Genomic DNA, 13,671 nt, shown 5'->3' with positions numbered 1-13,671 from the left:
GATAGCAGCGGCGGCCTGAACTTGCTCAATAGGCGCGCGCGACGAAGACCCGTTCCACGGCCTGCTCTCCGGTAAAGATGCAGGTGCCATCAGCAGGTGTCGCGTTCATCGGGACATTGCGCAGCGTCAGGCGCAGTTCCTTCAACGTCTCCACCACCTTTTCCAGCGCAGCGCCGGTCGGCTTGGCCCACTGGACTTCCACCCAACCGGGATATTTCGCTTCGCGGCTGAAATGGTGGGCCAGCGCGTCCATATCGGTGATGTCGCGGCGGATATTGGCATCGCGCCTTTCGCGCGCCTCCACAAGCAGGCCGTTCTGCATATCGCCAAGGATCGTGGGCACGCTTTGCGCACACAGATCGCGGGTGGGGTTCTGGAAAGCGGGCTTGCCGGTTTCCATGTCCCACAGGGCATCGCGGCGCAGCAGGCTGACAACGCCATTTTCCATATCGCGGCTGCCGACTTCCAGGATCAGCGGCGCACCCTTGCGCACCCAGTCCCAACGCTTTGCCGCAGCTTTGCCAGGCCGCTTGTCCAGCAGCACGCGCACGGGTTCTCCCAATGCGTTCTGCCCGGCGATGGCAGCGCGCAGGTTCTCGCAATAATCCAGCAGAGCATCGTCTTCAGGCTTGTCCCGCAGCATGGGCAGGATCACCACCTGGAAAGGTGCCAGCGCGGGCGGCACGCGCAGACCGTCATCATCGCCATGGGTCATGATCAGCCCGCCCACCATGCGGGTGGACATGCCCCAGCTGACCGTGTGGCACAGCGTTTCCCGGCCTTCCTTGTTCTGATAGCGGATGTTGGCCGCAAAGGCGAAATTGGTGCCCAGATAATGGCTGGTGCCGGCCTGCAGCGCCTTGCCATCCTGCATCATCGCCTCGATCGACCAGGTCTCCATTGCGCCCGGAAAACGCTCATTCTCCGGCTTCTCTCCGGCGATCACGGGAAGTGCGGCATCCTCCTCGGCAAAGGCGCGGTACATTTCCAGCGCCATCATCGTTTCGGCCTGCGCTTCCTCGGTCGAGGAATGGGCGGAGTGCCCTTCCTGCCAGAGAAACTCACTGGTGCGCAGGAACATGCGGGTGCGCATTTCCCAGCGCACCACATTGGCCCACTGGTTGAGGCGCAGCGGCAGATCGCGCCAGCTTTGCACCCAGCGGCTCATCGCGTCGCCGATGATGGTTTCCGACGTGGGGCGCACCACCAGCGGTTCTTCCAGCTTGGCGTCGGGATCGGGGATCAGTCCGCCCTCCCCATCCGCGATCAGGCGGTGGTGGGTAACAACGGCCATTTCCTTGGCAAAGCCATCCACGTGCTCTGCCTCCCGTTCAAAATTCTTCAGCGGAATGAACAGCGGGAAATAGGCGTTCTGCACACCGGCGGCCTTGATCCGGTCATCCAGCAGGCGCTGCATGCGTTCCCAGATGCCGTAGCCCCACGGCTTGATCACCATGCAGCCGCGCACGCCCGATTCCTCGGCCATGTCCGCGGCAGAGATGACTTCCTGATACCAGGCGGCAAAATCATCTTCGCGCTTGGTGTTAAGGGCATGACGAATGGCAGGCATGGCAAGTTTTTCCGTGGATCAGACAGACACAACTGCCCCCATGACGCCGCACGGTGGCCATGTCGAGTGTCTGCTTCGAGTGTCTGCTTGATGTCTTGAGAAAAGAGGCGGGTTATTTACCCAGCTGATCCAGCTTGCGCTGCATTTCGGCCATCTGCGATTTCAGAGCATCGATATCGTCCGGCTTCGAAGCTGGCTTGGATGCCGGTTTCTCAGCTGCCGAATCCGTGCCCACACTGCCGCCCGGAATGAATGCGCCCGCAGCAGCTTCGAACATGGCCATGTTCTGCTCCGCAATCTTCGAGAACGCGCCTGCCCCAATGCTGGGCTGAAACGCTTCGCGCAGTTTCGCCTGATTGGTGCGGAAATTGTCCATCGTCGCTTCGAGATAGGACGGCATCATGGATTGCATGGAATTGCCGTACATCGAAATCAGATCGCGCAGGAAGCTGACGGGCAGCATCTGCTCCCCATGCGTTTCTTCTTCCATGATGATCTGCGTCAGGATGGCATGGGTAATGTCCCCGCCGGACTTGGCGTCCAGAACCTTGAAATCCACCCCTGTGCGAACCATCCGTGCCAGATCGTCCAGCGTGATATAGCTGGATGACTGGGTGTTATACAGGCGACGGTTTGCGTATTTTTTGATGATGACCGGCTCACCATCTGAAGATTTCTTATCAGCCATGCTGCGATTTTCCCGACTTGTGTTAACCCGTGTCTTAGCACTCGCAGCATGGCGTTTGCAATCCGGGCGATCAGGAAACTCTATCGAATCTGCTGCCAAGCACGGTGAGCAGTTCATATTGGGACAGTTCCGCGATTTTAGAAGCTTGCGGTAAACCGTAGATAACTTGACAGAAATCGCCTTCCTGCACCTCTACATCGCTGCAATCGACGATTACCATGTCCATCGAAACACGGCCCAGGATCGGCAAGCGCTGCCCGTTATGTTGCAGCGCACCTTCCGCGCCCCAACTCCGCAGGAAGCCATCGGCATAGCCCAGGGAAAGCACCGCCACGCGCGTGGAACGTTCCGCGCGCCAGGTTGCGTTGTAGCCAACCGCATCGCCTGCCGAGAGATCTCGCAGTTGCAGCACCGCTGCTTCCAGATACGCGACCTGCTGAATATGTTCGGAAAGCTCTGCCCTTGGCACGCCGCCGTATAGCGAAAGGCCGGGCCGCGTGATGTCGAAGTGATAATCGCTGCCAAGAGCAATGCCGGCACTGTTCGCAAGGCTGAGTTTGCGGGTGTTGAATTGGGGTATCGCCTGACGGAATATGCCCTGCTGGCGGGCATTCTGTTCGCTGTCCTCATCCGCGGAGGCGAGGTGCGATAACAGCGTATCGATTTCCAGCCGCTGCAGCAGCGGGTTGCCAAGCTGATCCGGCTCCACCCCCAGGCGATTGATGCCGCTATCCACCATCAGGTGGCACGGTCCGCCGCCGCTCTCCAGCCAGATCTGCGCCTGATGCAGCGAATTCAGCACCGGAATTGCACCCGTTGCCTTGGCGTAATTCGCTTCGCTCTCGTTCGTTACCCCGTGCAGCACGGCGATGGTGGCGCCGTCGGTATGGCGCAGCACATCGGGAACCTCGCTCCAATGCGCCACGAAGAAATGACGCGCCCCGGCAGACAGCAGAGCTGGCATGACATGATCGATGCCAAGGCCATAGCCATCCGCCTTCACCGCCGCGCCCGCTTCCGCGCTGCCCGACAAACGATCCAGCGCCCGCCAATTGGCGGCCAGCGCATCAGTATCTATCCGCAAACGCAGTGTAGCAGGCGGCGGATCAGGCAGGGTCATCTTGAAAATCTCGTGGTGGTCCATTGGGGATGCCCCACCACGCTACCACGAGGCCAAAGGCGACGACGACCCAAGTGTACCAGAGGCCTGCATAAACATCGCCCGTGCGCGCAACGATATATCCCGCGATCAGCGGCAGGAAACCACCAAGGTAGCCCGCGCCGATATGATAGGGGATCGAAAGAGAGGAATAGCGGATCTTTGGCGGAAACATTTCCGACAGCAGCGCCGCCACGGACCCATAGGTAAGAGCGGATAGCGCGCCAAACACCAGCAACATGGCAACAATGCCGATAAGGTTCATCAGCGGCGGCGTCTGGACGGAGAAGTCATAGCCCTGATCTTCCAGCGCGCTTTGGATTTCCGCGCGGCGATTGCTGGCGGTGAGACCAGAGTAATCCACGCTGGCAGTGCCGATGGAAACGGCCTGCTGCTGTGCCCCGCCATCCAGATCATAGGGCACGCCAAGCGCGGTAAGATCCTGCAACACGCGGCCGCACGCCGTCGCCTGCTCCTCCGCGAAGGGATCGAAGCTGCAATCTGCGCCGCTGACCACCACGGGTGCCTCTTCGGCGCTGCGCTGCAAACCTGGGTTGGCGAGGCTGCCCATCGCCCAGAACAGCGGAAAGATCAGCAGCAGCGTGGCCAGCGCGCCGATGATGATCGGCTTCTTGCGGCCGACCCTGTCAGACCAACGGCCCACCACCAGGTAAAAGCCCATGGCGATGGCCCCTGCCAGCAGCATGATGAATTCCACCACCTGCTCGTCCACCCGCATGGGGCCGCGCAGGAAGGACAGGCCAGAGAAGAAGGCCGTGTACCAGATCGTTGTCAAAACGCCGGTGATGCCGAATAGCGCCACGAAGATGCGCTTCTTGTTGCCCGGATAGGTGAAGCTTTCGACGAAAGGATTGCCAGCGGTTTCGCCCGCTTCCTTCATCGCCTTGAACACCGGGCTTTCCGACAGTTTGAAGCGCATCCATAAAGAGATGGCGAGCAGGATCAGTGACAGCAGGAACGGCACGCGCCAGCCCCAGGCGGCAAATTCTTCCGGCGGGATAATCGCGCGGCAGGCCAGCACGACGATGATCGACAAGACGAAGCCGCCCACCACGCTGGCCTGGATGAAACTGGTGTAAAAGCCGCGCTTTTCGGGAGGCGCGTGTTCGGCCACGTAGATCGCAGCGCCGCCATATTCTCCGCCCAGTGCAAGGCCCTGCAGGATGCGGAACAGCAGCACGATGATGGGGGCCGCGATGCCGATGGTGGCCGCCGTGGGGATCAGTCCGACGCCGGCTGTGGCAATGCCCATCAATGTTACCGTGACAAGAAAGGTATATTTGCGCCCCAGCCGATCGCCCAGGAAACCGAACAGGATCGCGCCCAGCGGACGAAAGCCGAAGCCCACGGCAAAGCCTGCCCACACCAGCAGCGTTTGCAGGGTTTCATTGCCGCTGGGAAAGAACGCCGCGCCGATCAGGCTGGCAAGGGTGCCGTAGATGAAGAAGTCATACCATTCGAAAATCGTGCCTGCGGAGCTCGCCGCGATGACGAGGCGGATCTCTTTCTTGCTCGGTTCGTGAACGGTGTTTGCCGCCGCTGTCGTCATGTGCTCCCCCCCCCAACTGGCCAAAGTCGTTCGTTAGCGTGCGTTTGCCGTGCTGGAAAGAGCCGCCGCCGCGGCATTCCACGGCAGAAGCATGGCACCGTGCCGCCCGCGATAATCGCGCGCGGGCGCTATCAGGCTTAGGTCCGGCCAGGCGGGCATGGCGCCGTACTGTTCCAGCCACGCCGTCAGGCCATCGAGAGTTTCGCCGATTTCCTGCGCGGTTCGCCCGGCGGCGTGGCGCGCGAAGATGGCGGCGGCTGCCTGCCCCACCGCACAGGCGCGCACCTTCATGCCGATGGCGGCAATCGCGCCGCCCTCGTCCAGATCAAGGCCCATCTCCAGCGTGGAACCGCATGCGGGTGCGCGTGCGGACCCGTGCAATCGTGCGGTTTGCAGCGGCGGGAAATTGGCCAGTTCCACGGCAGCGGAAAGCATTTGCGGCGTGTAAAGCCGTTCCGCGCTCATTCCGCCTCTTCTTCAAGAAGGCGCGCGCGGCGCTCCTCTATGATCTGCACCATGGCGCGTGAACCGGCATCCACCAGTTGGTATGTCCGCGCCTCGGCGATCCAAACCGGACGCCCTTTCGATCCCCAGACGGTGTCATACCCCAGAACCAGCAGGGAGAACGCCACCACTACGATCAGCATGCCTTTCAACGCCCCGAAGGCAAAGCCCAGCACACGATCAACCGGGCCAAGCACAGAATTGCGGCTGGTGCGTCCGGCAATGCTGGAGATCAGTTTCATGGCGGCATATGGGATCAGCAGCAGCAGGGCGAAGGCCAGTATCGATGCCGTGATGGGCGAACCCATGAAATCCAGGATGGCTGCCGTAAGGTCTGTATGCAGGAACCGGATGGCGAAGATGGCCAGTATCCATGCGGCAACGGAAAGCACCTCCTGCACGAAACCGCGCAGAAACCCCCCGATTGCGCCGACCCCCACGATCAGCAGCACAATGAGATCAAATCCCGTCATCTGCCGATGGATTTATGCCGATGACATCACACGGTCAACGAGTGACGTCACGGCGCCCACATCTGCGTATCGCAAGCCAGGCACGTTTTGCCCTCCGTCTGCGGGCCCGAAAGCCTTGCCAAAGCCCAGTTTTGCCGCCTCTTTCTGGCGCAGATTGCCATGCGCGACGGGGCGAATTTCTCCGGAAAGGGCGACTTCGCCGAACCACACGGCATTGGCGGCCAGCGGCTTGTCGGCCAACGCGCTGATCAGCGCGGCAGCCACGGCAAGGTCCGCCGCCGGATCGGACAGCCGATATCCCCCTGCAACGTTCAGATAGACCTCCGCCGTCGAAAAGCTGAGGCCGCAGCGCGATTCCATCACCGCCAGCAACATCGCCAGACGTCCGCTGTCCCATCCCACCACCGCACGGCGCGGGGTAGCGCCCGATTGCAGGCGCACGATCAGCGCTTGTATCTCTACCAGAACGGGGCGCGTGCCCTCCAGTGCGGGGAAAACGGCGGCCCCGGCAATGGGTTCATCCCTGCCGGAAAGGAACAGCGAGGAAGGATTGCCCACCTCGTCCAGCCCATGCCCTTCCATCGCGAAAACGCCGATTTCGTCCACCGCGCCAAAGCGGTTCTTCAGGCAGCGCAGGATGCGATACTGGTGGCTGCGTTCCCCCTCGAAGCTCATCACCGTATCCACCATATGCTCCAGCACGCGCGGGCCGGCGATGTTTCCATCCTTTGTCACATGGCCAACCAGCACCAGCGCGGTGCCGCGTTCCTTGGCAAAGCGGATCAGTTCAAAGGCCGATGCGCGCACCTGGCTGACGGTGCCGGGCGCGCCTTCGATCATGTCGGAATGCATGGTCTGGATGGAATCCACCACCAGCAAATCGGGCGGATCGCCCTGCCCCAAAGTCGTGAGAATATCGCGAACCGAAGTCGCTGCCGCCAGTTTCAGCGGCGCCTTGGAAAGGCCCAGCCGCGCGGCGCGCATGCGCACCTGTCCGGTCGCCTCTTCCCCGCTGACATACACGGCTGTTCCGCCTGCCTGCGAAATCTTGGCCGCAGCCTGCAACAGCAGCGTGGATTTGCCGATGCCCGGTTCGCCGCCCATCAAAATCGCCGCGCCAGGCACCAGTCCGCCGCCCAGCGCGCGATCAAATTCGGCAATGCCGGTCGTCCGGCGCTCCAGCGGCTTGGTCGGCGCGTCCAGCGATTCAAACGCGATGGCCCTGCCCCCGCTTGCCAGGTGATGCTTGGCGGCAAAGGCTGTTTCGGGAACATCTTCCTCCAGCGTGTTCCACTGGGAACAATCGCCGCATTGCCCCTGCCAACGAGAGGACACACTGCCGCATTCGGTGCAGATGAAACGCTTTTTCGGCTTTGCCATGCGTCAACTGCTAACCGGAACGAAAGCGGAACGCAAGCGCTGCTGACAGCGCATCTGGCCAGAGCCGCGCGGTTCTGCCATCAGCATGTGTGATGCAGCAGAAAGAACTCAGGATTGCATTGGTCTGCTATGGCGGTGTCAGCCTGGCGGTATACATGCACGGCGTCACCAAGGAGGTATGGAAGCTGGCCCGCGCCAGCCGCGCATTCCACGCGGCCGGGCAAGAAAGCGTGGACGGGGTCGAGGCGGTGTATCTCTCCCTGCTGGAGCGGATCGAGGCTGAGCGGGGCATCCGCCTGCGCGTGCTGCCCGATATCATCACCGGTGCCAGCGCGGGCGGGATCAACGCCGTGTTCCTGGCGCAGGCGGTGCATTCTGGCCGCAGTCTGGAGCCGCTGACGGAATTGTGGCTGAACAATGCCGATGTGGAAAAGCTGGTGGAGCCAGAGGCGCGCCCATGGTCTCCGGCAGCGCGCGTCTACATGCGGCCCATCGTCTGGTATCTGACGCGGGCACCGGGCAACACGGTTTCCGAAACGGTCGCCGCCGAAACCCGCACCGAAGTGCGCGCCAAGATTTCCAGCCTGGTGCGCGGACGCTGGTTTGAGCCGCCTTTCTCCGGCTCCGGCTTCAGCCGCCTGATCCACCGCGCACTGATGGCGATGTCCGAAGGTGGGGCCGAGGAACCGCTGCTTCCCTCCCGGCATCCGCTGGATCTAATGGTGACGGCGACGGATTTTCGCGGAAGGCTGGAAACCCTGCGGCTCAACAGCCCGTCGCAGGTGGAGGAAACAGAGCACCGCATGCCAATCGGTTTCCGCGCGAACACGCCGCGCGAGGGTGGGCATGATTTGGCGCAATTGTGCGAATTGACTTTGGCAGCGCGTGCCACGGCCAGCTTTCCCGGCGCTTTCCCTCCCCTTCGCATTGCAGAGATTGACGCGGTTTGCGGTGGCGATTGGCAGGGCAAGGATCAGTTCCTGCGCCGCGTGATGCCCACGCATGTAGAGCGCGGCACGATGGACCACGTGGCGCTGGTGGATGGATCAGTGCTCAACAATGCCCCCTTCGAAGGCGCGATCAGGGCGCTGACAGTGCGCCCCGCCCAGCGCGAAGTGGACCGGCGGTTCGTCTATATCGACCCATCCCCGCGACGCCCGCGACTGGAGGAAAGTGAAACGCCCAAGCCGGTCAGCTTCTTTGGCGCGATTGCCGGTTCGCTGTCCGCGATTCCGCGAGAGCAACCGATCAGGGACAATCTGGAAGTGCTGGAGCAGCAGACCCGCGAGGCGGAAAAGCTGCGCAAGATGGTGGCGGCCCTGCGTCCCGAAGTGGAAGGCGCGGTAGACAAGCTGTTCGGGCGAACATTGTTTCTGGATCGGCCCACCAGAAAACGTCTGGCGGCCTGGCGCGGGCGGGCGCAGCAGGCAGCTGCTGAAAGCGCGGGCTATGCCTTCCATTCCTACGCACAGGCGAAACTGAGCGGTATATTGGACAGGCTGGCGGATCTGGCGCGCAAGGCGGCAGGCCGTGCCGGCATGCCCAGCGCGCCGGAAATCGCCTCCAGCCTGCGGGAAGAAATCGACGCGCGCGATATGGCCAGCCTGAGCGCGGCCAAGGGCGGTGGCGCAAGCGATCTGGCGATCACCTTTTTCCGTGATCACGATCTGGCGTTTCGCATCCGCCGCCTGCGCCTCTTGGCGCGCCGCTTGTCCCGCGATTGGGAGCTTGACCCCGATATCCCCGATGAAGGGCTGCAGGATGCGCGCGATGCGGTTTATCGCGCCCTCACCCTGTATTTTGCAAAGGAAGACCCGGACAATCTTGGCGCAGACTTTGCCGAAATTGCGGCAGATGTCGTGGCGCAGCCGGGCGTGTTTCTCGATACGCTGGCGCAGCGGCGCGCACTGCGTGAAACGGACGAGGCGGCGGAAGAAGTCTTGTGCGAAGCCCTGGCTGCCATGCCGAAGGATCTGCGCCGCAGGGTGCTGCTCGCTTACCTCGGCTTCCCGTTTTACGACGTTTCCACCCTGCCCCTGCTACGCAACGAAGGCTTGACGGAGTTTGACCCGGTAAAGGTTGATCGCATCAGTCCCGAAGACGCCACGGCCATCCGCGATGGCGGCACGGCGGCGACACTGCGGGGAACGGAGTTCTTCAACTTCGGCGCATTCTTCAGCCGCGCCTATCGTGAGAACGATTACCTGTGGGGCCGCCTGCACGGGGCGGAGCGGATGGTGGATCTTGTCTGCTCCACGGTGCCCGGCGGCTTTGACCAGGCGGAGTGCCTCGCCATAAAGCGCGACGCGTTTCTGGCGATCTGCGACGAGGAAGACCAGCGCGACAATTGCAAGCCGGCACTGGTCTCATCCCTGCGCGAAGAAATTATCCGCAAACTGGGCGAAGGCTGAGGCCTAGCTTCCCAGCACATCCTTCAGCTTGTTGAAGAAGCCGCGGCTTTCCGGGCATTCATCGCCGGTTTCCGTTTCACGGAATTCCCGCAGGATTTCCTTTTGGCGCGCAGATAGCTTGGTGGGCGTTTCCACCATCAGTTCCACCACCAGATCGCCGCGCCCGCGCCCTTGCAGCACAGGCATGCCCGCACCGCGCTTGCGCAACTGCTTGCCGGACTGGATGCCTGCGGGAATTTCAATAGCGTGGGATTCGCCATCGAGGCCCGGAATTTCGATCGTGTCGCCAAGCGCAGCAGCCGTGAAGCTGATCGGAACGCGCGTGAACAGCGCCGTGCCTTCACGCTGGAACACGCGATGTTCCTTGATATGGACGAAGATGTAGAGATCGCCCGGAGGCGCGCCCATAGGGCCAGCCTCGCCCTTGCCGGAAAGGCGAATGCGCGTGCCATTGTCGACGCCCGGCGGAATCTCGACTTCGAGAACCTGCTCCCGATCAACCCGGCCTTCGCCGCGGCAGTTTGAACAAGCCTGTTCCAGAACCTCACCACGCCCGCTGCAGTTGGGGCATGGGCGTTCGACTACGAAGAGGCCTTGTTGCGCACGGACCTTGCCGTGGCCGTGGCACAGATCACAACGGCGCTTGCCGGTGCCCGGTTCCGCGCCGGAGCCTTCGCAGGTGTCGCATGTGCGCGCCACTTCAACAGTGATTTCGGAAGACTTGCCGTGGAAGGCATCCTCCATGCTGATCTGCATATCGTAGCGAAGATCCGCGCCGCGCCGTGCGCGGGCATGTCCGCCGCCATTTCCGCCGCCAAAGGCGCTGCCGAAGATGGTTTCGAAGATATCGCCGATATCGCTGAATTCCGCGCCGCCCTGGCCGCCGCCGCCACCCATGCCCTGCTGGAATGCATCATGGCCATAACGATCATAGGCTGCGCGTTTTTGCGGGTCTTTCAGCACTTCGTAGGCGGCGCTGCAGGCCTTGAACCTGGCCTCCGCCTCAGCATCTCCGGGATTGCGATCCGGGTGATACTTCATCGCCATCTTGCGATAGGCGGATTTTACCGTCGCGCCATCGGCGTTCCGGGTAACACCCAGCAATTCGTAGAAATCGACTTCAGTCGCAGACATTCGTGAACCCCCAAACCGCACCGCCACCGGCGCATGTTGCGTCGATGGCGGCTGGTTTGTCCATTATTACACCACTCAGGACTTGTTGTCTTCGTCCACTTCGGTGAACTCGGCATCGACAACCTCTTCTTCCTCGGCGGGAGAAGCGGTGTCTTCGGATGCCGCGGCGTCGGCAGCGGCATCTGCGCCGGATGCCTGATCCGTCTCGTAGATGGCCTGGCCCATTTTCATGGCGGCCTGCGTCAGGGCATCGCTCTTGGCCTTCATGGCATCCAGATCGTCGCCTTCCAGAGCTTCCTTCGCTTCGGAAACGGCGGTCTCGACTTCGCCCTTCAGGCTTGCGTCAACCTTGTCGCCATTCTCTTCCAGCTGCTTCTCGGTCGCGTGGACCATGCTATCGAGATTGTTGCGGACTTCGGCAGCCTCGCGGCGCTTCTTGTCCTCTTCGGCGAACTTTTCGGCATCCTGCACCATCTGGTCGATATCGGAGTCCGAAAGACCGCCCGATGCCTGGATGCGGATCTGCTGTTCCTTGCCCGTGCCCTTGTCCTTGGCGGACACGTTCACGATGCCGTTGGCGTCGATATCGAAGGTAACCTCGATCTGCGGAACGCCGCGCGGAGCGGACGGGATGCCCACCAGATCGAACTGGCCCAGCATCTTGTTGTCGGCCGCCATCTCACGCTCACCCTGGAACACGCGGATCGTCACGGCGCCCTGGTTATCCTCGGCAGTCGAGTAGACCTGCGCCTTCTTGGTGGGGATGGTGGTGTTGCGGTCGATCATGCGGGTGAACACGCCGCCCAGCGTTTCGATACCCAGCGACAGCGGGGTAACGTCCAGCAGCAGAACATCCTTCACGTCGCCCTGCAGAACGCCGGCCTGAATGGCAGCGCCCATGGCCACGACTTCATCGGGGTTCACGCCGGTGTGCGGCTTGGACCCGAAGAACTCTTCCACGATCTCGCGAACCTTGGGCATGCGGGTCATACCGCCCACCAGGATCACTTCATCGATGCCGCTCTTGTCGACACCGGCATCGGCCAGTGCCTTTTTGCACGGCTCCAGCGTACGCTTGATCAGATCACCAACCAGCTGCTCCAGCTTGGAACGGCTGATGGTTTCCACCAGGTGCAATGGCGTGGACGAGCCACCTTCCATGCGCGCAGTGATGAAGGGCAGGTTCACTTCCGTGGTCTGCGAGCTGGAAAGCTCGATCTTGGCCTTTTCGGCAGCTTCCTTCAGGCGCTGAAGAGCGAGCTTGTCGGTCTTCAGGTCCATGTTTTCCTTCGATTTGAACTGCTCTGCCAAGTAATCGACGATCACGTTGTCGAAATCTTCGCCGCCCAGGAAAGTATCGCCATTGGTCGACTTCACTTCGAACACGCCGTCACCGATTTCGAGGACGGAAACGTCGAACGTACCGCCGCCAAGGTCATAAACGGCGATGGTCTTGCCGTCGTCCTTGTCCATGCCATAGGCCAGCGCAGCCGCAGTCGGCTCATTGATGATGCGCTCTACTTCAAGACCGGCGATCTGGCCGGCGTCCTTGGTCGCCTGGCGCTGCGCATCGTTGAAGTATGCAGGAACGGTGATCACGGCCTTGGTAACCGTCTCGCCAAGATAGCTCTCGGCGGTTTCCTTCATCTTCTGCAGGATGAAGGCGGAAATCTGGCTGGGCGAATATTCCTGTCCGCCAGCTTCCACCCATGCATCGCCGTTCTTGCCCTTGACGATGTCATAGGGAACAAGATCCATGTCCTTCTTGGTGGTCGGATCGTTGAACGGACGACCGATCAGGCGCTTGATAGCGAACAGGGTGTTGTCCGGATTGGTGACGGCCTGGCGCTTTGCCGGCTGGCCGATCAGGCGCTCGTCATCCTTGGTGAATGCCACGATAGACGGCGTGGTGCGCGCGCCTTCGGAATTTTCGATAACCTTGGCCTTGCCGCCTTCCATCACGGCGACGCAGCTGTTGGTGGTGCCAAGGTCGATACCGATAATCTTACTCATAATTCCCCATCTCTTTCAGTGTTGGACGTTGCGTGTTCGGCCTCCCGATACCGGCAAGACCCATGCCGCAACTCGATAAAAGCTGTGTATCGAGGGCGGATATAGGTGCGCTTTCGCTTGGCACAAGGGACTGCGCTCTCTAGAAATCGACGCATTCTTTCGGAAGGGTTTATGATGATTACCAAGAGCATTTCGGCAAGCATGATGTCGCTGGGCCTCGCGCTCGTTCTTACGGCCTGCGGTGGGGAGGCGACGCAGGAAGCGCCGCAGGATACGCAAGCCACGGCAGATACGGACTGTGCGCCCGGCGTGGCGGTAACGAACGGCTGGCTGGCGCTTGGCGCGGTGGAAGGCAATCCGGCAGCGGTCTATTTCGATCTGGAGAACACCGGCGCCACCAGCCGCATGATACGCTCCGCCAGCGTAATGGGCTTTGGCAGCGCACAATTGCACCAGATGGGCGAATGGAACCTGCAGCCTTCCATGGATGAGCTGATGCAGCTGGATGTGCCCGCCGGGGAAACCGTGAAATTCGAGCCCGGCTCCTTGCACGTGATGGCGATGGAGCCGCAGGAACCGCTGGAAGTCGGATCAGAGACAGAAACCACGCTGACCTTTGTTGGCGGCGACAAGTGCAGCTTCCCCGTGGAAGTTCGCGCCGCGGGAGACGAGCCGATGAACCATGCCGAAGGCGAGCACGATGGTATGGATCACGCGGAATAATGCCAGCTGGCATGAGGACAATGTGAGCGAGGCAAGCGCGACTGCC

The 13,671-nt window shown here is 61.6% G+C and carries 11 protein-coding genes; 2 read left to right on the top strand and 9 right to left on the bottom strand.

What is annotated here, in order from left to right:
- Window positions 1-25: 25 nt before the first annotated feature.
- From GRF63_RS08855 to radA, 7 genes are all read right to left on the bottom strand, one after another.
- Complete coding sequence (locus GRF63_RS08855) at window positions 26-1,570, bottom strand: aminoacyl--tRNA ligase-related protein (protein WP_160485664.1); 1,545 nt, start codon at window positions 1,568-1,570, stop codon at window positions 26-28.
- 112 nt (window positions 1,571-1,682) lie between these two features.
- Entirely contained in the window at window positions 1,683-2,258 is a 576-nt protein-coding gene (phaR, locus tag GRF63_RS08850; RefSeq protein ID WP_160485663.1) for a polyhydroxyalkanoate synthesis repressor PhaR, read from the bottom strand.
- 70 nt (window positions 2,259-2,328) lie between these two features.
- A complete protein-coding gene (gene alr / locus GRF63_RS08845; protein ID WP_237392396.1) occupies window positions 2,329-3,402 on the bottom strand; it encodes an alanine racemase in 1,074 nt (357 codons plus the stop codon).
- The gene (locus tag GRF63_RS08840; protein ID WP_160485662.1) at window positions 3,365-4,987 is read right to left on the bottom strand and encodes an MFS transporter; all 1,623 of its coding nucleotides are present in this window, start codon (window positions 4,985-4,987) and stop codon (window positions 3,365-3,367) included. Before GRF63_RS08840 ends, alr begins: the two co-directional genes overlap by 38 nt.
- Window positions 4,988-5,020: 33 nt before the next feature.
- The gene (locus GRF63_RS08835) at window positions 5,021-5,452 is read right to left on the bottom strand and encodes an iron-sulfur cluster assembly scaffold protein (protein ID WP_202131663.1); all 432 of its coding nucleotides are present in this window, start codon (window positions 5,450-5,452) and stop codon (window positions 5,021-5,023) included.
- A complete protein-coding gene (locus GRF63_RS08830; protein WP_160485661.1) occupies window positions 5,449-5,964 on the bottom strand; it encodes a CvpA family protein in 516 nt (171 codons plus the stop codon). Before GRF63_RS08830 ends, GRF63_RS08835 begins: the two co-directional genes overlap by 4 nt.
- A 12-nt stretch (window positions 5,965-5,976) precedes the next feature.
- On the bottom strand, window positions 5,977-7,344 hold the full coding sequence (gene radA, locus GRF63_RS08825; RefSeq protein ID WP_160485660.1) for a DNA repair protein RadA: 1,368 nt from the start codon (window positions 7,342-7,344) through the stop codon (window positions 5,977-5,979).
- Between the two features lie 92 nt (window positions 7,345-7,436).
- On the opposite strand from radA, the gene GRF63_RS08820 reads away from it, so the two are divergent.
- Window positions 7,437-9,755, top strand: coding sequence for a patatin-like protein (locus tag GRF63_RS08820; RefSeq protein WP_160486290.1), 2,319 nt, complete (start codon window positions 7,437-7,439; stop codon window positions 9,753-9,755).
- A gap of 3 nt (window positions 9,756-9,758) precedes the next feature.
- On the opposite strand, the gene dnaJ is transcribed toward GRF63_RS08820, so the two are convergent.
- Both dnaJ and dnaK read right to left on the bottom strand, forming a co-directional pair.
- Window positions 9,759-10,889, bottom strand: a complete 1,131-nt coding sequence (gene dnaJ / locus GRF63_RS08815) for a molecular chaperone DnaJ (protein ID WP_160485659.1) — start codon at window positions 10,887-10,889, stop codon at window positions 9,759-9,761.
- Window positions 10,890-10,964: 75 nt separating this feature from the next.
- Window positions 10,965-12,902: a molecular chaperone DnaK gene (dnaK, locus tag GRF63_RS08810; RefSeq protein WP_160485658.1), complete on the bottom strand. Its 1,938-nt coding sequence runs from the start codon at window positions 12,900-12,902 to the stop codon at window positions 10,965-10,967.
- A 171-nt stretch (window positions 12,903-13,073) separates the two neighbouring features.
- Here dnaK and GRF63_RS08805 point away from each other — a divergent pair, with 171 nt between their 5' ends.
- Window positions 13,074-13,625 (top strand): copper chaperone PCu(A)C, encoded by a 552-nt coding sequence (locus GRF63_RS08805; protein WP_160485657.1) that lies wholly within the window; start codon window positions 13,074-13,076, stop codon window positions 13,623-13,625.
- Window positions 13,626-13,671 lie beyond the last annotated feature (46 nt).

Source organism: Aurantiacibacter rhizosphaerae (assembly GCF_009807005.1).
GTDB lineage: Bacteria > Pseudomonadota > Alphaproteobacteria > Sphingomonadales > Sphingomonadaceae > Alteraurantiacibacter > Alteraurantiacibacter rhizosphaerae.
Note: the sequence above shows the minus strand (reverse complement) of the source record. Positions and strands in the feature narration are given on the sequence as shown.